The sequence below is a fragment of the Psychrobacter pacificensis genome, from assembly GCF_900101915.1.
Taxonomy (GTDB): domain Bacteria; phylum Pseudomonadota; class Gammaproteobacteria; order Pseudomonadales; family Moraxellaceae; genus Psychrobacter; species Psychrobacter pacificensis.
In genome coordinates this window covers 97,448-118,029 of record NZ_FNAL01000001.1, presented here as the reverse complement: position 1 = coordinate 118,029, position 20,582 = coordinate 97,448, and the positions used below count along the sequence as shown (strand labels likewise).

15 protein-coding genes and 3 tRNA genes are annotated in these 20,582 nt (G+C 44.3%); 4 read left to right on the top strand and 14 right to left on the bottom strand.

Annotation, left to right across the window (positions count from 1 at the left end; translation table 11 throughout):
• Nucleotides 1-31 precede the first annotated feature (31 nt).
• The 12 genes from BLR43_RS00555 to BLR43_RS00495 all read right to left on the bottom strand — a co-directional run bounded on the left by BLR43_RS00555 (nt 32) and on the right by BLR43_RS00495 (nt 13,612).
• Nucleotides 32-1,444, bottom strand: coding sequence for a phospholipase A (locus BLR43_RS00555; RefSeq protein WP_071002392.1), 1,413 nt, complete (start codon nt 1,442-1,444; stop codon nt 32-34).
• 369 nt (nt 1,445-1,813) lie between these two features.
• Entirely contained in the window at nt 1,814-3,988 is a 2,175-nt protein-coding gene (locus tag BLR43_RS00550; RefSeq protein WP_093067496.1) for a cytochrome c biogenesis protein CcdA, read from the bottom strand.
• Between the two features lie 47 nt (nt 3,989-4,035).
• Nucleotides 4,036-4,602: a protein-disulfide reductase DsbD domain-containing protein gene (locus BLR43_RS00545; RefSeq protein ID WP_093067492.1), complete on the bottom strand. Its 567-nt coding sequence runs from the start codon at nt 4,600-4,602 to the stop codon at nt 4,036-4,038.
• A 241-nt stretch (nt 4,603-4,843) separates the two neighbouring features.
• Nucleotides 4,844-5,284: a type II secretion system major pseudopilin GspG gene (gene gspG / locus BLR43_RS00540; RefSeq protein ID WP_058025683.1), complete on the bottom strand. Its 441-nt coding sequence runs from the start codon at nt 5,282-5,284 to the stop codon at nt 4,844-4,846.
• 558 nt (nt 5,285-5,842) lie between these two features.
• Nucleotides 5,843-7,045, bottom strand: coding sequence for a type II secretion system inner membrane protein GspF (gene gspF / locus BLR43_RS00530; RefSeq protein ID WP_093067484.1), 1,203 nt, complete (start codon nt 7,043-7,045; stop codon nt 5,843-5,845).
• A 228-nt stretch (nt 7,046-7,273) separates the two neighbouring features.
• Entirely contained in the window at nt 7,274-8,329 is a 1,056-nt protein-coding gene (locus tag BLR43_RS00525; RefSeq protein ID WP_093067479.1) for a hypothetical protein, read from the bottom strand.
• A 291-nt stretch (nt 8,330-8,620) separates the two neighbouring features.
• Nucleotides 8,621-9,556, bottom strand: a complete 936-nt coding sequence (locus BLR43_RS00520; RefSeq protein ID WP_093067474.1) for an AraC family transcriptional regulator — start codon at nt 9,554-9,556, stop codon at nt 8,621-8,623.
• Nucleotides 9,557-9,990: 434 nt separating this feature from the next.
• Nucleotides 9,991-10,066, bottom strand: a tRNA-His gene (locus BLR43_RS00515).
• A gap of 42 nt (nt 10,067-10,108) precedes the next feature.
• A tRNA-Arg gene (locus tag BLR43_RS00510) sits at nt 10,109-10,185 on the bottom strand.
• A gap of 108 nt (nt 10,186-10,293) precedes the next feature.
• Nucleotides 10,294-10,370: transfer RNA gene (locus BLR43_RS00505), tRNA-Pro, on the bottom strand.
• Nucleotides 10,371-10,603: 233 nt separating this feature from the next.
• Nucleotides 10,604-12,136 carry an McrC family protein gene (locus tag BLR43_RS00500; protein ID WP_227674184.1) on the bottom strand — a complete coding sequence of 511 codons (1,533 nt, stop codon included), beginning with the start codon at nt 12,134-12,136 and terminating at the stop codon, nt 10,604-10,606.
• 12 nt (nt 12,137-12,148) lie between these two features.
• On the bottom strand, nt 12,149-13,612 hold the full coding sequence (locus BLR43_RS00495) for an McrB family protein (protein WP_093067469.1): 1,464 nt from the start codon (nt 13,610-13,612) through the stop codon (nt 12,149-12,151).
• Between the two features lie 309 nt (nt 13,613-13,921).
• Here BLR43_RS00495 and BLR43_RS00490 point away from each other — a divergent pair, with 309 nt between their 5' ends.
• Both BLR43_RS00490 and BLR43_RS00485 read left to right on the top strand, forming a co-directional pair.
• Entirely contained in the window at nt 13,922-14,650 is a 729-nt protein-coding gene (locus BLR43_RS00490) for a DUF4442 domain-containing protein (RefSeq protein ID WP_093067466.1), read from the top strand.
• Between the two features lie 87 nt (nt 14,651-14,737).
• The gene (locus tag BLR43_RS00485; protein WP_227674185.1) at nt 14,738-15,214 is read left to right on the top strand and encodes a RidA family protein; all 477 of its coding nucleotides are present in this window, start codon (nt 14,738-14,740) and stop codon (nt 15,212-15,214) included.
• Nucleotides 15,215-15,361: 147 nt separating this feature from the next.
• Here BLR43_RS00485 and gspE read toward each other — a convergent pair whose 3' ends face one another.
• Entirely contained in the window at nt 15,362-16,915 is a 1,554-nt protein-coding gene (gene gspE, locus BLR43_RS00480; protein ID WP_093067463.1) for a type II secretion system ATPase GspE, read from the bottom strand.
• A gap of 384 nt (nt 16,916-17,299) precedes the next feature.
• Between gspE and BLR43_RS00475 the strand changes: the two genes are divergently transcribed.
• Both BLR43_RS00475 and BLR43_RS00470 read left to right on the top strand, forming a co-directional pair.
• On the top strand, nt 17,300-18,082 hold the full coding sequence (locus BLR43_RS00475; RefSeq protein WP_201587609.1) for a thiazole synthase: 783 nt from the start codon (nt 17,300-17,302) through the stop codon (nt 18,080-18,082).
• A gap of 120 nt (nt 18,083-18,202) precedes the next feature.
• Complete coding sequence (locus BLR43_RS00470) at nt 18,203-19,630, top strand: WS/DGAT/MGAT family O-acyltransferase (protein ID WP_093067455.1); 1,428 nt, start codon at nt 18,203-18,205, stop codon at nt 19,628-19,630.
• A 57-nt stretch (nt 19,631-19,687) separates the two neighbouring features.
• On the opposite strand, the gene BLR43_RS00465 is transcribed toward BLR43_RS00470, so the two are convergent.
• Nucleotides 19,688-20,515 (bottom strand): inositol monophosphatase family protein, encoded by an 828-nt coding sequence (locus tag BLR43_RS00465; RefSeq protein WP_071003709.1) that lies wholly within the window; start codon nt 20,513-20,515, stop codon nt 19,688-19,690.
• Between the last annotated feature and the right edge of the window lie 67 nt (nt 20,516-20,582).

Genomic DNA, 20,582 nt, shown 5'->3' with positions numbered 1-20,582 from the left:
ATTATCATAAATATGGTAAGACTCGCTTATATTAGAGGCCTTTCCAGTCATTCAGCACGATACCGAAACCAATAGAGGTATTCTCATGATTATAATCAACAATGGACTCGCCATAACCTTGGAATAGCTGCACCATACCATTGACGTTTTCTGACAATGGATAGATATAGTCGATTTGGGCAGCGCCTTTATTGGTGCTTGGATTGTAGCGCAAGGTACCGCTAATGCTCTGCTCAGCAGGCAAATCATATAAGAACTTGATATCGCCATAACCCATGTAATCTTCGATATCTGGGTTGTCATCGTCGCTACTGCTATTACCATTTACTCGAGCCCATAGACGCGGTATGACTGACAGCTTACCCCACTCGGCCCCTGCCATTAAATAAGCACGGTTCCACGAACGTGATAATGGATCATCCTGTCCATTAGAATGGTGCACAGCGCCCGCACCTAACATGCGTAAACGTCCACCGAAAGGTAGATCTGCCGTCACAGGCTGAGTCAAAAATATTTCAGGTTGATAGTCGGTAGCACGAAATGGTCGTGAATTGTCTTCGTTATACACCTGCCAATGTGACTCTTGGGTATAACCAAACCACAGATCAGCGCTGGTATCGAATAAATCCTCTGCGACTTTACTCTTTAGAGACAACTGAAATTTTAGCTCCGTCTCACGTATGTCATTAGAGTCAAAAGGTTCAATTTCTTGAGAAGGGGTGCTTGGGCTTAAATTAGGATCAAAAGTGTAAAACAATGGCAGCAGATAAGTCGGACGGTATGGTCTTACCGTCCAAGTACCGCGCTCACTGTTTTGATCGAGATCATATGCCAAACTGAGTGGTGTGTATTTTTCAATATCTGCTTGAGTGACACCCACACTTTCTAGAACTTGAGCCTCTTGCTGATTGTCTGTGACCGTATCCAAACTATTAGTAGCAGACTGTTGATTAGCAGTCGCGCTCTCATCACTGAAAGTATTGGTCGAGTTCTCTTCCACAAAAACAACTTGTGGATTACCCGAAATAGTCGTCTTGAATGTTTTTGCCAAATCAACTGGTTGTTTGGACGTGGTGTAGCTTGGTGTTTTACCTTGTTCAGCTACCTTATCAAAACAAGCCAAACGAGCGGCACTGCTCTGCACTTGCGTACATTCAGAAAACAGCTTCGCTTGTTGCGCAATAAATTCTTTGCTGATTACTTTACCGCTCTGTGTGGTTACGCTCTGCGGCATCTCAACGGTTTCATATTCAAGCGCCGCTTCTGGTACTGGCAGTTCGTTATAAGTTTGACTATTGTCAGCTGCTTGTACTTGTACCGCCGTACAACTCAACGCGATAGCAACCGCAATACTCAAATGAGTATGTATCGTGCGACTACTGGCGTTACGACTGATTACATGAGTACGTTGTAATTGACGCTGAGTGGTGATGTGGGCAAACATAAATGTCCTTTATCTAACCAGCATTATCGCCAGCAGAGTATGTGAGTTAATTAATATAACTGTTAGCGTCGCCGCTAAAAAACTAGAAAAAATGAGAACATCAGAAGCAGTTATGACAAACTGATATACCCCTTCAGTATTGTTACTTTATTGTAATGAAAATATAATCACTATACTAGCGTTATCGATATATTAAATCTGCTTAAAAAGACATATTGTGTGTAAAACCAAACGTTTAGAAGATATTATTAAAATAATTTTATGGGATGAAAAAAGTCAGCGTACCATTATTGGCGTACGCTGGCTTTTTTTCATTATTAAGCTTTAGCAAAAGAATTACTCAGGTTATTAAGTACGGGTTGTGAGCCATCAGTTATTTAGCGTCGTTAAGGTTTGTTCGAACTCCACGCGACCGATTTCGCCCACTTGCTGATTAACCAATTGACCATCTTGATAATAGAGTAATGCTGGCGGGCCAAACAGCTTGTAGCGTGACAAAACGGCTTTGGAGTCTTCTGTAGTATCCGTGATATCAAGTCTCACCAGCTGCCAGTCTTGCATCTGTGCTGGGCGATTATAAAATAAATTTTTATCCATGATACGGCACTCAACACACCAATCTGCTGTCAAATCGACAAGGACATTAGGATTTGCCGCAACAATCGTATCTAGCTCTGCAAGTGTGGTAATAGTCTCATCTGTCGCCGTACTATCGTTGCCCATCGGCTGACCAGCCGCGAATGGTATCATCGTCGGCGCAGCGCTTAGCGAGGCTAATGGATGCAGGCTATCATCATTCCCTAATGCCGCACCCACGATCAGACAAGCGGCCCAGATACCAGCAATCAGACTCATGGCTTGGGTCAACATGCGTCTCCTGCCAATCCAGCTCCACGCCCACATCGCTACAACCATAAACCATAATGCCCATACCATTAGCATCACGGGTGAGATAAAGACACGCTCAATTAATAATAAAGCAACGGCAAAGAGCAATAAGGCAAAACCTTGCTTGACCCAGTTCATCCACTCTCCTGCCTTCGGCATGATTTTGCCCTGAGTAGCACCAATTAAAATAAGCGGTGCTGACAAACCAAAACCCAGCATAAATAAGGCGGCGAAACCCAAGAGCGGACTACCAATGGTAGAGACTGCCAGTAGCGCACCGAATAATGGCGCAGAGACGCAAGGAGATACGACTAATGCAGATAAAAATCCAGCAATCAAACTACCGCCTGTGCTACCAAGCTTGCTGTCGCCTGCTTGGCTAAGCCCTTGCATTTTTCGGCTGAGTGCTTGCGGTAAACGTACAGTAAAAGCATCCAGCATGTATAGCGCTAACAAGACAAAAACAATCGCAAAGCCAATCAAAATAATAGGATTTTGCAACCAGCCAATAATACCTAATGACTCACCAAATACCGCAATTACAGCGCCCAAAATACCATAGGCAGTCGCCACACCAATCGCGTAACTGGTGGTTAGGATGACGCCGCGTTTGACCGTTGGGTTTTGCTCGCGGGCGACAATATTGGCAACGATGGGCAGCATCGGTAGGACACACGGCGTCAAGGCCAAACCTAGACCTGCTAAAAATAGCAATACCAATGCGAGCCAAGGATGAGACGCCAAACCAAAGGGATCACCATCAACAAGGTTGCTAGCATTTACATTCTCGCTATTGGTCGCGTCACTTGATACATTGGCGTTTGCTCCAGAAATCGTGGTCGTTGCAGTGCTACCATCTAAAGAGTCGTACTCCAAAGTACTGTCATCGATTAGATCATAATCAATAACATCCTCATCCATCAGCGCTTGTTCTGCTTGCGCCGTGGTGCTACTAGTACCAGTCGTTGCAAATGTCGTTTCAGCATTCCCAGCAGATATCGTCGCATCAGTCAGATTGTCGCTCGCGGCCGTCTCGCCAACAGACGCACGTTCTGCTTCAGTGTTGGCATTACTTGTCGCGCTCTGTGACGATGCTGCTGCGATATTGACAGTGGTTTTGATTTTTTCAGGGGGATAGCACAATCCCGCTTTGGCGCAACCTTGCCAACCAATGACAACTGCTGCTTCATCGATGTTTTTGCCATTGTTACTGGTCAATGTGGTAGTTGCGACCATATTGGCTTGATCAAACACCAATACTTTACCAAATGTCGGATCGTCGATTGAATATGGCTTTTGGTTAAAGGTAAAAGGTGCCGCCGTCACGCCCGCAGGTAGCGTCAGTTTGATTTGATTTTTATAGACATAATGCTCAGGCGTGATATCAAAATTAATAGATAGACGCGTACCTGATTTGGTAGAGGCACTACTGCTACTGACCTGAAAGGCTTCATCTACTGGCAAAAATTTCGATTGCGCTGTATTTTGACTGCTGCCGAATAGATCACCCAATCCTGCCGCTTGCGCTGTCGTTGACGTCGCTAACAACCCTGTCAATAGCGAGCCGCTAGCAATCACACATGCTAAGATATACGCTTTTTTTGCATGTGTATTTGCAGTCAATGATGCCGATTGTTGTGATATCTTCATGAGCATGAATAGCTACCTGTTATTACCAATATTTGAATCAAACTTCTCAATACTTATCTACGTGTCGCAGCAATATTTACCTTAGTTTTGATCTTTTCGGGTGGGTAGCATAGCCCAGCTTTTGCACAGCCTTGCCAACCAATGATAATCGGGGCATTTTTTGCACCTTTACCATTATTGGTCGTCAGCATCGTGGTGGCAACAACACTCCTTTGCGTAAATACAGGAACTTTACCAAAGGTTGGATCATCAATGGACACTGGTGCCTGATTAAAGGTAAATGGTGTCGCATTTATTCCTTTGGGAAAGCTTAACGCGAGCTGCTCTTTATAGACATAATGTCCTGGCGTGATATCAAACGTGATGGATAAACGCGTGCCCTTAGAGGTCGCTTTGGTGCTGCTAGTCACTTGGAAAGCTTTATCCACTGGTAAAAATTTTGATTGGGATGCGCTACTACTATTAAATAAGTCGTTCAAGCCTGCCGCCTGTGCGCTGATTGATGTCATTGATAAAGCTGTCATCAACGAGGTGGTTGCAACAGTAAACGCAAGCACATGGAGCTTAGTAGCGCGTTTATTGATAGCGACTGATTGTAGTGTTGGTATTTTTATTGACATAAGTTATTACCTTTGATGTTAGCTTCCAGTGACTGGCAGTACGGACATACACCTACTGATAAAACTACTGACCCTCAATACAAGGGTCATATCAGATGGTATTTATTTTACGTATCGATAAAAAATATCAACCAATAAAAAGATATTGGTTGATATTGATAGGTCGTTAATTACACGATAGCAAGTGCGTTTAACGATATTTTATTGGTATAGATTTTTTAGATGCAGACAAAGCTAAATTCTATAGCTGAGCATAAAGATCCGCATCCTGACCTTCACCACCTTGCTGTCCATCTGCACCTAAAGAAAACAAGTCATAAGCTCGCCCTTCACTACCTGGCGACACATATTGCAATTCATTCTCCCAACCATCTGTTGGATAGCCACCTTTTATATAGCCGCCTTCAGGATAGTTTTTGGCGTCACTTGGCGGTGTGGTAAGCGCCTCTAACCCTTGCGCTGTCGTTGGATAGCGTGAATTGTCGACTTTATACATATCTAACGCGTTGGAGACGGTAGCGAGCGCGGTTTCAGTGGTTTTGACACGCGCTTTGTCACTTTGCCCGACTACTTTTGGGACGACCAAGCCTGCAAGAATAGCCAAGATAACGATAACCACCATAATCTCAATAAGCGTAAATCCCGATTGTCTAGACTTACCTATCAAGCTGCGATGTGTCATTGAATGGACTCTCTGATGGTCATTTACAATGCCACCATGGGCTTGAGTATTATTATTGTCATCTTTGGTATTGGCACTTTTTGGGCTAATATTTACTTGAAGGGTGTCAGTCATAGTCATTGCTTTGGTCATCACAGTTATGTAAATAGTAAAAGTGGCGTTCTAGTAGCACTCATGCGTCTATGGGCTTATCAATAAAACCCTAAATCATTGTCACTATAAACCATGGTTTTATTTTTATCCAGCGCTGTGCTCAGATTGTCATTACAGTCAATACCAAGTAACCATCAGCAACAAGTAATCAGCAGCAAGTAGCCGTCACCAAATAATCATCGACATTTATCACTATCGTTTTGACCCGCTTTCACTATAACGTGGTGCTTAGGTTTACCATAGCAAAAATCTTGCTTGGTCAACAATATACAACAGTAAGCAAATCTTAAGAAAGCTAACGTAGGGTTTAGTAAGATAGGTAATTAATAGAGGATAAAAATGCAGATAGTTGATAATTTGAGAAGAGCATATCGGCTGTTTTTCAGCTAGTCAGTTAACTATTGACTAGCCTGCCAAGTCATTCATATTAACGATTGGTAGCATCACTGCCATCACGATAATCATCACCACCACACCCATCAAGACCAGCATCAAAGGCTCAAGTAATGATAGCAAGGTACTGATAAAATTGGTGGCCTCCGCCTCCTGCATTGTGGCGGCACGACTGAGCATACTTTCAAGCTCGCCTGAGTTCTCCCCACTTTTGATCATTTGTACCATCATGGGCGGAAAGTAAGTGGATTTTTCGAGTTGGCTGGATAAACTTGAGCCTTCTGTGACCCTATCAGCAGCGCTCATGATCGTTTGCTTGATGTGCAGATTGGTCGTCACTGCCGCACCAATATGTAGCGCCTCAATCAACGGCACCCCTGAACGCACCAAAATCGCAAGCGTACTAGCAAAACGTGCCGCATTCAATCCCTTAGACAATCTGGCTAATATCGGTAGCCTGAGTACCATACTATCTATTGCCAATTTCCCAGCCTGCGTTTGGGCAAAACGATAAAACAAAAACGCAGTACCTGCCAATACCAGCAGCATTAACCACCACCACTGCGTAATGATATTTGATAACGTCAGAACGACTTGAGTAATCAATGGCAAGGCCTGTTCGGACTGCTCAAAGACTTTGACAATTTTGGGCACCACAAAACTCATCAGCCCCATGATCACGCCAATTGCCATAACCATCAGTACAATCGGATAGACCATCGCCCCTTGGATTTTCTTTTGAAGGGCAAAGCGGTTTTCGGTGTAGTCGGCTAGCTGATTAAGGATTAAATCCAAGTGACCAGATTTTTCGCCTGCGGCAATCGTGGCAATGTATAGAGGCGGGAAACTTGCGGCTTGTTGTAATGCTCGTGCTAAGCTTAAGCCTTCGAGGACATGTGAGCGTACCGCCAGCATCAGAGATTTGATATGCGTCTTTGGCGATTGTTTAGCGACAGCAGCCAAAGTTTCTTCAAGTGGAATACCGGCCGCTAGTAACACAGCTAACTGGCGTGTGAGTAATGCAAGCTCATAAGCAGATGGTTTTTTATAGCGGCTTTTGTTTTGGCTTTGTCTGTCATTGACCGCACTGACTTCGACTGGTGTCCACTGCTTATCACGCAGCTGCTGCCGAACTTGCCGAGCAGAATCCCCTTCTAGTAAGCCTTTTTGGACACTACCTTGGTCGTCAAGCGCTTTAAAATGATAAGCGGGCATAGCGGCAGATATCCTAAAAAAGTCACAGGTAGGGGTTTGGATGTATGGCTTAACAAAAAGGGTAATGTCTATAAAAACTATCTATAGTGAATTCAGTATAAAAACGATACAGTGGGACTGGGATAAATTTTTCGCAGCCTCTGTATGCATAGGCAAAGCGCGCAAGGAAAATTTAGACCAGTTCCACCTTGATATATAATGTATCTGTTTTATTTAGGATTGACTATATCAAAGCGGCGTTGAGTCATTACTGTCAGGCATCAAGCCTTGTAATAATAAAACATCCAAATGCTGCTGCTGTAACTTTTTATCAAAGTCATTGACCTCAGCGATCAGCATTCTCTCAATGCGTTTATCACTTGCAAACACACTCAAGCGTGCACAAATCACTGCCAATTGATAGACACGTTTTTTACAATACCCATCCAGACCTTGTAACAGCCTGACCATGTGCGGCGTCTCAAGACTAGCATAGTCATAATCAGCAACGACTTGCTGACCGAGCGCTGCCACACCATAACTGATAGATAAGTGCGCGCAGAAATAACAGCTGAATAAATACCCAACCACGTGACCGATATAATACCCCCGATCATAGGTAAAGCTGCTCACGCCAAAGTGACCAAGCACGTAGCTATTGAGACTGCCTTGATCGCGGATTGGCTTGCCATGTTTTAGCTTACCGACAGTGGCAAAACACAGCGGGTTGCGCCCATCCTGCGTGGTAAGCTGCCAACCTGCTGGCTGCTGAGCGGGCATATGATGCACGATATCTGCAATAATATCATCGACCACGTGCAGCTGCTGCCAAAGTCGTTCAAGCATTTCTGTATCCATCAAACCACGCTTATCAAGCTGCTGAGCAAGCAAATACTGCTGATATTCTGCAAATTGTGATTTGAGGGTTTGTACTAAATACGTGGGGCGCGTATTGGCGGATGCCATATATAGCAGTCGAGTGCGCTCGTGCTGGGTATGATAAAGAGCCACACGCTGCGCAGCCACGTTTGACTCATTGGCAGTAGGCTGTATGGTTGATGTATCGGTGTCAGGCTGTTCGCTAGCGCCTACTTCATCAATGCTCTCCTGGGTATCTGACAAAGTAAATAGCGTTAATAATGCCGCTTTATCAGGCATCTCAGCCGTATTAGCTAACATCGTTTTGCTAGCATGCACGTTATCTTGCGCATTAGCTTTATCAGATTTCTGTTCTTTTTTAGCAGTTGCAGTAGTACCTTGGTGGCTATTGGCTTCTGTACTTGGCTTTGCGGTCGGTTCAGTCATAACATACCATCAGCAGCAAAAATAAACATCGTCTCGATCCTTTTATGCAACGGATATACAGTCACATATTATGCGTCAAATATGAACGCTCACACCTCGACGACTCATTATTCCATAGTACCTGAACACAAGCGTATTGTCAGCCTTGCCTAGCCAAAATAGCGCCAGTTGACTGCCAAGTATTTTACCTAGGCAAATGCTAGATATATATCAATCAAAAAAAGCGTTAAGGATACCTTGGTCGCCTTAACGCTTTTAATAAATGAACACTGAGGACGTTAAAATAATAACTTATGCAATCTTTTGTTGTTGATACTGTTTACGGTACGCTTTTGGTGAGACACCATAAACGCGTTTGAACGCCTGACTAAAAGTTGAATCTGACGCATAGCCCACCATATCGCTGATACGGCTGATACTATTTTGCTGTAAGCGCAAATAGCGTGCTGCCAAACGCAAGCGGTAATCAATCAAATAAGTGAGCGGCGGCATCCCTACCGTGTCTTTGAAGCGCTGAGCAAAGCTCGAGCGCGACATACCTGCCACCTCTGCAAGCTTATGAATGGTCCAGCTTTGACTTGGCGCCTCATGCATCGCTGCAAGCGCCTTGGTCAAAAACGGATCTTTCATGGCCTTTAGCCAATTCTCAGTCGCCTCAGGTAAGCTTTCAATATAAACGCGCAAACATTCAATCATCATGATGCTTGCCCAATGATTGATCACAGCTGTTTTGCCCATGCGTTCGCGCTCAGACTCCAAGGTCAAAAGCTTGATCTCCACATCAATTACCTCAAACCGACCATCAGCCGCATCATTGAGCTCAGGCAATATCGGTGGTAACACAGATAGTAGAGGGCTAATCATCTCTTTATCGTATTTACATTCAATCAAAATCAATGAGGAATTAGGATCGCCATTGCCATCAATCTCAAGCGTGCGATCTTGACAATTGGTCAGTAATTCATCGAGGGGTTCAGCCACGTCACCATGATGATTGAGTGCATAGCTTACGTGCTTATGCGCGTTCGGGATCATAATCATATCACCAGCACGAGCTTCGCGTAAGACATTGCCAACGTCTATACAAAAACCACCAGACATCACCAAGTAAAATAAAATGGTGTCTTTTCTACTCATAGAATAAGACCAATTGCCAGCACCATTCAAACGATAATACTTGGTCTCAAATAGGTGCACATTCTGTAGCAATACGCTCAATGCGTCCATCAATCAGTTCCTCAATAATACAGGGTCAATAACAACAAATCTTAAAAAGGCGGGTGTGTATCCAAAATGCTTTAAATTTTTTCGATCTAGCCAATACGATGTCTCAATCAGCAGGATGCATCAAGACCTAAGCATAATGCCCGATTTAAAACATGATGTCTATTTACTCATAAGCAGTACTAATAAATTGTAGAGTAGACACAGTCGGTTTAGGTTTTTGAAGAAAAACCTATCGCAAAATTGATATGAATAAGAAGTCAGTGAATTGTTAAACAATCAAAAGTTCAGAAAGCTTTAACCGTTTAATATTATAGGATAATACAGAGAAATAGAAATCAAGCAGGCACAAAAAAACGCCAACAGTGGCGAGTGCTATTTATTCGATAAGGTTTAGTATAAAGATAGGATTTATATGCAGACAATGCAAAATAAAATGGGGCGACTGATGGGACTCGAACCCACGACAACCGAGATCACAACCCGGGGCTCTACCAACTGAGCTACAACCGCCATAACTATTGCCAAAAGAATAGGCAAGATTTGCAGGCTAAATGGCGCGCCTGGCAGGATTCGAACCTGCGACCACCTCCTTAGAAGGGAGATGCTCTATCCAGCTGAGCTACAGGCGCTCTTAGAGGACTTTTATATATATCATTCAGTCTATAATATAACTTTTACTATATCAGAAACTAAATCATTATACATAAAAAAAAAGCCTGTAAGGCTCTTAAAATAGATGGTCGGAGTGATAGGATTCGAACCTACGACCCTCTGGTCCCAAACCAGATGCGCTACCAAACTGCGCCACACTCCGAAATTCTCTATTATCACGATAGTTTGTTAATTAACTCGTTGTTGGCAATGCCGCTAACTTGTTAATGTTCCTCGCTATCGAGGTGCACATATTAAGGGGTAAAGGCGATTGTGTCAACACCTATTTTCGATTAATTTTAAATAATCTCTAAATTCTTTCAAAAAAGGCATTCTTATAAAAATAGTCTCTTTAAAAACCTTCGTTAATTATGATTCTTATGATTGATGGAATCATTATTTTTCATTCAAATTCGCAGGTAAATCACCGTTGACCATACCTGTCAGCACATCAAACGGTATTAGCCATAAATCCGCATGGTTTGAGTGGTTACTGTTAGTACCATCGCTAATGTCACTGCTAATGTTACTTTTATTATCGCCATTGTCACGATAAATCTGCTGCTTAAGCGCCACTGGTCGTCTCTTGTCTCCTAATACAGGATATACCATCCAACCTTGCCCTGCTTGATAGGCCTGTGCATAACTGGTCAACTGATAGGCATCACTGGCAGTAATAGCACCAGCATGAGGCAGATATTTCCATTTGATATCGATGACGTGGCTATAGCAATCGTTTACTGTCTCTTTACTAACCGCGGTGTCACTCTGATTTTGGTTATTATCATTATCAGCCGTTTTATATATCAGCAAATCTGGTCGTATCGATACGCATGCTTGACCCTCGCTATCATTGAGCCAGACACTTTGGGTTTGATAAAAAGCACGATAATGGCTACTCACTTGCTGAAACATCGACGCGATACGCTGACTCGCCCACTGTTCAAACGCCTGATTCATATCGATCAATAGACACAATCTTGGCTGAGGTAGGTTTGGTCGAGTGGGGTCAATACCATAACCTGTCGATGCATTTGACTGCTGTAACAGCCAATAAGCTAGGTCTACCAACTGCTGTGCGGCTTGCAACTGCTGTTTTTGTAATGGCAGGACGCTTAACTGCTGTTTTGCTTGAGTATATATTGACGCTAGCCGCTGTCGTTCACGCTGGTTTAGCCCAAATAACGGCTGCCATGGCCGTAAGAGCGGTGTACATATAGATCTAGGCAGTAACGGCATCAGCAATATCAATGCGCTCTTAATCAAGCGATTGGCCAACATGTCTTGACTGAGCACACTACGCTCACAGACAAACTTATGCGGCTGCATACTATTGTAGCGAAGCTGCTCTTTGATGAGCAGGCGCCCTTGTAGCGATGATTGGTTATTGATCTGCGCCTGATAGTGCTGGGTTGGCTGATAGTGAGCCAAGCGCTGCAAAAACTGCTCTAATAACCAGTCTGACAATGGCTGAGCCTCTACAGATAATGGCATTGACTGATCACTAAATTGACCTAGGTTTTTCATGCTAGGCAGCTTACGACTTTGACGCGCATCAAGACGAGTTAAGTCAGATAACATGCCTTGTACCCAGTGACGAGTCTGAGCAATATTATTATATCCAGTGGATTGATTCAGTTTTGGCAATAGCTCAAGTGTCATACCACTAGGCAAAAGGATAATTCCTATATGATGCCCAACCTTGAGTTGCCACTGTCCTTGTTTACGCTTGATGGTAAACACGGCAAATTCTTGCGCCATTAGCCAATGAAAGTCAGAGACATGCGCGAAATCGTGGGCTGTGAGGCGTTGATGTTCAAATACCGTGATAACATTTGCTACGAGAGCCTGACTGTTAGGTATACGAGCATAAAAACTGTCTGCATTAATATAGTTTCTTTGCGCATAGTATTGATTATGAGTTCTCACTAAACAGCCACCTTACTCGTACAAACGCTGATAGATAGCGGGCTTGCCAAACTCACCAGTCTTAGCAATAAGGTCAGGATTCATCATATAACCACCTACGTTCATCGATTGACCAAGAAAGGCGCCTTGTTCTGCAAACATTTGATGTTGCGTCGTTGCATGGTTCTTACTCATCGGATCATGCAAATCATTATTTATCATTGTTTGGCTATCGTGGATAAACTGGGTGCTTAACGGCTGCTGCTCATCTCTAAAAATATACTGCAATATAGCCACTTGACCGCCCGCAGCTTGCGCCAACTGCGGAATGATCTGTTCGACCAACACCATTTGTAATTGAGCTAAATCATCGACTGAAAATAAAAAAGCATGGCCCAACTGCGCCTCGGCTCCTAGCGTCTGTGTGATACGCATGTTTAAGCCTGTTAGCAATTTGCTTAAATCTACCGTGTCTGCTTGTGCACGATCAGTCGCGCTAGCGATATCACCAATTATCGGTAATAATTCAGGCTGCGGTGGACAATCAATGAAGCGGAAACGTCGACGCAGTGCCATATCAAGGGGCGCAAGGGAGTGATCTTGTGTGTTCATGGTGGCGTAGATATCAATATTGGCAGGCACACTAAACGCACGCCCAGAATACGCCAAATGAATCGTCATCGCATTTGGTTTGCCAGCGCGCTTGTCTGGCTCAATCAAACTGAGCAGCTCGCCAAAGACTCGTGACACATTGGCGCGATTGATCTCATCAATCAACATCGCGTAACGATGCTGAGGGTCACGCGCGGCACGCTGGCATAGCTTTAAAAACGCTCCATCTTGAACGGCGTAGCTCATCTGGGTATTACTCGAGTGACTGTCATTTGCCTGAGAAGAGTTACTTACAATAGGACGAATACCTTCGACAAACTCTTCATAACCGTAAGCCTGATGAAAGCTCACCATACTAAAACGCTGCTGACCAGAGTTTTGGTTTTGATTGGACTGGTTATCATGCTGTGCCTGCTGAAACTCCGCCAATTGCTGTGACAACTCTGTTAGCAACACCATACTCTCAGGCAGTAAATACCATGCGCCGCTGTTATCTTTATCAAAATATGCTTGGCTGGCACGGTTTTTATAACTCACTGTGTCTGACGTCGTAGGACTGTGCATTTGCAATACAGACCAAGCGGTATTGCTTAGGTTTTTCTCTCGATCGTTTTGCAGTGCTTTTGTAGCAAAGAAAATATGATTAACCAATTCAGGTACTTTTACCAAATCTTGCTTTTTTGACTGAAGATCTAAGAATATCAAGCATACAACATCACGCCAGCTTAGGCTTTGCAACAGCTGCCCAAGTAGCGCTTCATTATTTGTCTCAGGCAGGTAATCGGTATATTGCTTCGCGATTTGGAGCAATCGATAGGTTTTGCCAGTACCCGCGACGCCAGTATAAATAATATTGGTCGGCTCGTGAGTAGACATATCAGACATAGCATCATCCAGTATTGAAAATTTATGAAATAAGACGTACCAACATCACGCTATTATAGCGCGGTGGTCTCGTAAGAGATTGTCTACTAAGCAGATCCGTGCATCACCATTGAGCCATTTTAATTATTTAAAACTATATCCTAGCAACACAATATAGATGACTGCTGTTTTATAAGCGCAGCAGTTCATGCTAATAATAGTAGGAAAGCAGCGGTTAATGTACCATAGTGTTTGTAATGGCTTTGCTAACAGTGACTGTTTGCCACTATCAAAAACAACATTCGATTTATCTACGTTAAGGAAATTTGTATGTCAGGATTATTAAAAAAACTGCCCGTCAAGCTGACCAATAAAAAACCAGCCAAAGTCTCTGATAGCACAAGATCATCCATCGAAAAACCTAGCAGCACGCTAAAACCAATTAGTAATCAATTTACCAAACTGTTGTCTGTGACCAAATATCTACCTGCCAGTGCACGCTCAAGTATTCTCTCAAAAGCCTTTGGCAAAGTTGTACCCTACGTAGGGACAACAGGCGTGTACTATGAAATGGTTGAGCCCAATCAAGTCATCGTCAGTCTAAACAATGTCAAAGCAGTACAGAACCACATTGGCTCAATCCATGCAGTAGCCATCACGTTACTGGCTGAAACGGCAACGGGATTTATCTTGGGGTTAAACTTACCCTCTGATCGCGTACTACTGATTAAATCTTATTCCGTTAATTTTTATCGCCCGATCAAAAAAGGTCAAATTGCAGCCGTAGCCAGCCTATCTGATGAGCAGCGCTTGCAGATTTTAAATACGCCAAAAGGTGAAATGGTTATCCCTTGCGTCATTGATGACCGTGAATCTGATAGTGACCGCGACCCGATTGTAGTGGAGATGACTTGGGCTTGGATTCCAAAATCTGAACTAGAGGCACGCCGCCAAGGCAAAGCACATGAAAATGCCTCAGAAAATAATACGGATACTACAGTAGATAACGAGCAAGACGACACACTCTCTGCAGATGACGAGACTATTAATAACAAATAATCGATTAAACCGACATAACATTTGCTATCTGCATTTTGTGGCGCATCTAGCATGTTTATGATCAATCAACTTAATAAGGAGACAAGGATGTCCAAACTTAGCACCTATTTACCTATCGTACCCCTGGTTGCTATGTGCTCATTAGGCTTGGCTGTTGGTGCTAACGCCAATCCAGCGACAGCTCCTGCCGCTAATATTAAATCTAGCCCAACTTTTTTGGGTGATGGCGGTCCCTACCCTTTCTCAGAAGCCGTACGTGTTGGCAATACATTATATATGTCGGGACAAATTGGTATTAAAGACGGCAAGTTGGTCAAAGGCGGTATCGACGCTGAAACCAAACAAACACTAGATAATATCCAGAACACGCTATCCAAATACGGTTATCAAAAATCCGACCTGATCAAATGCACAGCCATGCTGGCAGATATGGATGACTTCGATGACTTTAATAAAGCCTACAAGATGGAACTGTCCAAACCTTATCCTGCACGCTCAGCGTTCGGCGTATCGGAGTTGGCCGCAGGAGCGAGCGTTGAGATTGAGTGCATCGCTGCCAAGTAATAGCAGTTGAAAACGTTACCCTGTTAATTTCGAAAAAAAAGATCAGATAACTGGCTATTTCGCTCAGTTATCTTTTTCTGCTTTTCAGACATTACTCTCTAGACACTGTTCTCCAAATACTGTTTCTCATTATTTATAGCTAAGCATTTATACCAGTATCGTGTCATCCGTTAGGGCGCTTTCTTTCGTCACTCTCAGCACCTCTTCTAATGTCGTGCGCCCTTCTATCACTTTACGTAGACCATCCGCGCGAATCGATGGTGTCTGCTGGCGAGCATACGCTTCTAACTCATACTCAGCGGTATTACTATGAATCATACGGCGCAGCGTATCATCAACTGGTACGACTTCATATATCGCCGTACGTCCTTTAAACCCTGACTGATTGCATTTATCGCAGCCTACTGGCTTGGGTAGACGAATCGCCTTACTTGTTGCATTTTCAATATCGCTGTCCAATACTTTCTCAATACCAATTTCGGTAAAAAGTTTGGCTTGTTCGGTGTCCGCTGCCTGCCAGCCATGACAATGTGAGCATAAAGTACGCACCAAGCGCTGTGCCACCACGCCGATCAGTGACGACGATAATAAAAATGGCTCAACACCCATATCTTGCAAGCGAGTGACCGCGCCAATCGCGGTATTGGTATGCAGCGTTGATAAAACCAAATGCCCTGTCAAAGACGCCTGTACAGCGATCTCTGCCGTCTCTAAATCGCGAATCTCACCCACCATCACCACATCTGGATCTTGACGCAACATCGCACGCAGACTTTTGGCAAAGGTCATATCCACCTTATTATTAACCTGTGTCTGTCCGATACCGTCGAGCTGGAACTCAATGGGATCTTCGGCGGTCAAGATATTGCGCGTTTGGTCATTCAAATCAGTCAATGCCGAATATAGCGTGGTGGTCTTACCTGACCCCGTCGGCCCTGTGACCAAAATAATGCCATGCGGACGATGAATCAAGCGCTTCAGCTCGGTATAGTCATTATCAGATAGTCCCAAATACGTCATGTTAAGACGTCCCGCTTGCTTGTCTAGTAGACGCATCACCACGCGCTCGCCAAAGCTCGACGGCAGTGTCGATACACGCACATCAACTTCTCGCCCTGCCAGTCGTAAGCTAATACGCCCATCTTGCGGTACACGCTTTTCAGCGATATCCAGCTTGGCCATGACTTTGATACGCGAGACTAATAACGGAGCCAGTTGGCGTTTTGGCGTGATAATTTCTTTAAGCTCGCCATCGACTCGAAAGCGAACCACCAAGCGTTTTTCAAAAGTTTCGATATGAATGTCCGAGGCATTTAGGCGAATGGCTTCTGACAACAGCGCATTAATCAGACGAATAATCGGCGCATCATCTTGCTGATCCATCAAGTCTTCAGTCTCAGGGACGCTATCTGCTAAACTATCAAGATCCGGATGATCCTCAAGCCCAGCAGCGATATGCTGCGACTCTCCGGTATTCCCAGCGTAAGCCGCGTTCATACGTTTTTCAAAATCATCCGAGCTGACACTTTCGTAAGTTGGTACGCCGCGACTGCCTTGCTGCTGCAAAAACCGCACCGCTTCATTGATTGCGGATAATGGGGTGGCTTTCGTCAATACCAAAGTTGGTGGCAACTCAGGGTCAATGGCGAGTATGGCCAAAATCTGATGGCGTTTCGCAAAGCTGTACGGCAACTGCATCATAAAGACAACCTAATAAATAGAGATAGTGTCAAATAGACAATCACACCAAAGCACTGTAAATACACTGAGCTTGACTGACCAAGCCCAAAAAGATTGCAAGTAAGATTGCATGAGTTTGTTATAATAACATTTTGTTTTAGACGCGTATTATTTTATGTGGTCGGCGTTTTTTATGTATCGCCACTCGCCTATTTTTACGGTATATATAGCCAACTTATCATGCGATTTTTTATTTTGCTAACAGTGCGCTATTATTGTCTACTGCACTTTTTTAATATTACTTAGAAATCTCGTTATATTTTTTCTGTCCACCTTGCCCGCTCGCCATTAGGATTTTTAGTTATGTCAGAGACCGTTAGCACTGCTACTCACCCGACACCACTTTTGCAAGATACCTTTACTGTTGGTAGTCGTACCTTTTCCTCTCGCCTGCTGGTCGGTACAGGCAAATATAAAGACCTGAGCGAGACTGGAGAAGCCATTGCCGCTTCGGCAGCAGAAATCGTGACCGTCGCTATTCGCCGTACCAATATCGGACAAAACAGCGACGAGCCAAACTTGCTCGATGTCATCTCCCCTGACAAATACACGATTTTGCCGAACACGGCTGGCTGCTTCGATGCCGAAACTGCCATTCGTACGTGCAAACTTGCGCGCGAGTTATTGGACGGGCACAATCTGGTCAAGCTTGAGGTATTGGGCGATGAAAAAACCCTTTATCCTAATATCACTGAGACCTTAAAAGCGGCGCAAGTACTGGTCGATGATGGCTTTGAAGTCATGGTCTATAGCTCAGATGATCCTATCGTCGCCCAAGAGTTAGAGAGCATGGGCTGCGTCGCTATTATGCCACTTGGTAGCTTGATTGGCTCGGGGCTTGGTTTGCTTAATCGCCATACCCTCAGCCTCATCATCGAAAACGCCAAAGTACCTGTGTTGGTCGATGCAGGTGTCGGTACTGCCTCTGATGCTGCAATTGCCATGGAGCTTGGCTGTGATGGCGTTCTGATGAATTCAGCAATTGCCCATGCACAAAACCCTGTGATGATGGCACATGCCATGAAACATGCCGTATGGGCAGGCCGCGCCGCATTTTTGGCAGGTCGTATGCCAATGCGTAAGATGGCAACTGCCAGCTCACCGCAGACGGGCTATTTTTTCCAGTAAGCGCTTGCTCGGGTCACCCCTAACAAAAAACCGATTATAAAATAATAAGACGGAAATCTGATTGGGTCAGCACGCCGTCAGTTATCATTTTTATTCATTATCGTCATAAAAGGATTTATTATGCGACTTCTCACAGCAGTCGACCAGTTGTTCTTACTTCTTGAGTCGCGTAAACAACCAATGCACGTTGGCGGATTGTTTTTATTTGAATTACCCGAGGGCGCTGATAGCGACTTTGTTTATCAGCTGGTAAAACAAATGCAAGAATCTGATGTACCGCCGAGCTTTCCGTTCAATCAGGTGCTAGAGCATTTGGTGTTTTGGAAAAAAGACAAAGATTTTGATGTAGAGCATCATTTACATCATGTGGCGCTACCGAGTCCTGGGCGTATTCGTGAGCTGTTGATGTATGTCTCAAGAGAGCATGGGCGACTGCTGGATCGTGCGATGCCTCTCTGGGAATGCCATGTCATAGAAGGAATTGAGCCAGAAGTAGAAGGTGGGCCTGAACGTTTTGCTTGGTATTTTAAGATTCATCACTCGCTCGTTGATGGTATCGCTGCCATGCGTTTGGTAAAAAAATCCTTATCACAATCCCCTACCGAACCCGTCTCGCTACCAGTATGGTCACTGATGGCGCGTCACCGTAATCAAATGAATGCTATTTTGCCTGCCGAAAGATCTATCAGGCGCATCATGAAAGAGCAGATATCTACCATCAAACCGGTATTTACAGAACTGATAGACAATCTGAAAAACTATGGTGATGAAGGCTATGTCGGTACGTTTGACGCGCCGATGAGCATTTTGAACAGGCGCATTTCCGCATCACGTCGTATCTCGGCGCAGTCTTATGACATACAGCGCTTTAATAAAATTGCCGAAAGATTAAAAATCAGTAGAAACGATGTGGTATTAGCCGTCTGTGCTGGCGCTATTCGTCGTTATTTGATCTCAATGGATGCTCTACCCAGCAAGCCGCTGATTGCGTTTGTACCGATGTCACTGCGTACTGATGATAGTATATCGGGCAATCAGCTGTCATTTGTACTAGCGAATTTGGGCACACATTTGGACAACCCATTACGCAGATTGGAGCTGATCCATCGTAGTATGAATAATGGCAAACGTCGCTTTCGCCGTATGAATCAAGCGCAAGTCATTAATTACAGCGTCATCGCCTATGCATGGCAAGGTATCAACTTGGCGACTGGTATCTTTCCCAAAAAACAAGCCTTCAACCTTATCATCTCTCACGTTCCTGGTTCTGAGAAGCCGCTATATTGGAATGGCGCGCGCTTACAATCACTGTATCCCGCTTCTATCGTATTCAACGGTCAAGCCATGAATATTACTTTGACCAGTTATTTAGATAGAATTGAGTTTGGCATCACTGCTTGCAGTAAAGCATTACCGCGTGTCCAAGACATGCTCATGCTGATAGAAGAAGAGCTACAGTTGTTAGAAACTGTCAGTCAAGAGTTGGCGTTTCAAGGTATTACGGTCGAAGACAAACGCGCTAAAAAAGCAAAAAAGCTGGCTTCTTAACGGAACCAGCTTTTTTATGTTTGACTCGCTCAGCGTTTAAGCCTGCTTATTTTATAATTAGAGCACATCGCCCCAAATTGGCACGACGGTTTGCATCAATGGCTTGAGCAGTTTGACGTTACAAGCAAAGATAGAGCCTGAGGTCATAGAGTTGTGCGCGCCAGTATGATCGACCACCACGCCGCGTGCTTCAGTGACGATAAGCTCACCTGCTGCAATATCCCAAGGCTTAATCGACATTTCAAAATAGCCATCAAAGCGTCCAGCAGCAACATAACACAAATCAAGCGCCGCTGATCCTAGACGGCGTACTTGACCACCGGCTTCCGATATCTTTTGCAAGCTCTCAAAGTGCTGCTTGGCATAAGAGATCACTTCGCCATTACGCTTACGCTCAAGCGGATGACCTGTGGTAAAAAACCCACCATCGATGGTTTTGCGTTCGCTGACGTTAATGCGGCGTTGGTTCAAACGTGCGCCTTTACCACGGCTAGCAGAGAACATCTCATCACGGACTGGGTCATAAATGACACCGTGCTGCGTCACGCCTTTGTGCTGTACAGCGATAGATACGCAGAACTGCGGTACACCATGAACGAAGTTCTTAGTACCGTCTAGCGGATCGATAATCCAGCACCAGTCGGCGTCTTCGCCGCGACCTTCTTGCATACCAAACTCTTCACCCAAAAATGAATGATTCGGATAGCTGGCTTTTAGCGTTTCAATCGTGAGCTCTTCGCTAAAGCGATCGATGCGCGTCACCAGACCATCAAGTCCTTTAGACTCGATATCTAACTCGATTTTGTGACGGTTTTGATGCGCATATAAAATCTCTTTACCAACTTTTTCAGCAGTACGCGCTGCGATGACGACCATGGGTTCCATAAATAACCTATTTGCTTGATGAATGAATATAAAAAATAAAACCAACTCTGTGCCCACAACATGCCAA

What these genes read in the sequence shown, in the direction of transcription:
- BLR43_RS00470 (WP_093067455.1), top strand. Translation starts at nt 18,203, where the DNA reads ATGCGACTTCTCACAGCAGTCGACCAGTTGTTCTTACTTCTTGAGTCG.
- BLR43_RS00485 (WP_227674185.1), top strand. Translation starts at nt 14,738, where the DNA reads ATGTCCAAACTTAGCACCTATTTACCTATCGTACCCCTGGTTGCTATG.
- gspF (WP_093067484.1), bottom strand. Translation starts at nt 7,045, where the DNA reads ATGCCCGCTTATCATTTTAAAGCGCTTGACGACCAAGGTAGTGTCCAA.
- BLR43_RS00545 (WP_093067492.1), bottom strand. Translation starts at nt 4,602, where the DNA reads ATGTCAATAAAAATACCAACACTACAATCAGTCGCTATCAATAAACGC.
- BLR43_RS00525 (WP_093067479.1), bottom strand. Translation starts at nt 8,329, where the DNA reads ATGACTGAACCGACCGCAAAGCCAAGTACAGAAGCCAATAGCCACCAA.
- BLR43_RS00550 (WP_093067496.1), bottom strand. Translation starts at nt 3,988, where the DNA reads ATGCTCATGAAGATATCACAACAATCGGCATCATTGACTGCAAATACA.
- BLR43_RS00555 (WP_071002392.1), bottom strand. Translation starts at nt 1,444, where the DNA reads ATGTTTGCCCACATCACCACTCAGCGTCAATTACAACGTACTCATGTA.
- gspE (WP_093067463.1), bottom strand. Translation starts at nt 16,915, where the DNA reads ATGATGCAGTTGCCGTACAGCTTTGCGAAACGCCATCAGATTTTGGCC.
- BLR43_RS00465 (WP_071003709.1), bottom strand. Translation starts at nt 20,515, where the DNA reads ATGGAACCCATGGTCGTCATCGCAGCGCGTACTGCTGAAAAAGTTGGT.
- BLR43_RS00520 (WP_093067474.1), bottom strand. Translation starts at nt 9,556, where the DNA reads ATGGACGCATTGAGCGTATTGCTACAGAATGTGCACCTATTTGAGACC.
- BLR43_RS00490 (WP_093067466.1), top strand. Translation starts at nt 13,922, where the DNA reads ATGTCAGGATTATTAAAAAAACTGCCCGTCAAGCTGACCAATAAAAAA.
- gspG (WP_058025683.1), bottom strand. Translation starts at nt 5,284, where the DNA reads ATGACACATCGCAGCTTGATAGGTAAGTCTAGACAATCGGGATTTACG.
- BLR43_RS00495 (WP_093067469.1), bottom strand. Translation starts at nt 13,612, where the DNA reads ATGTCTGATATGTCTACTCACGAGCCGACCAATATTATTTATACTGGC.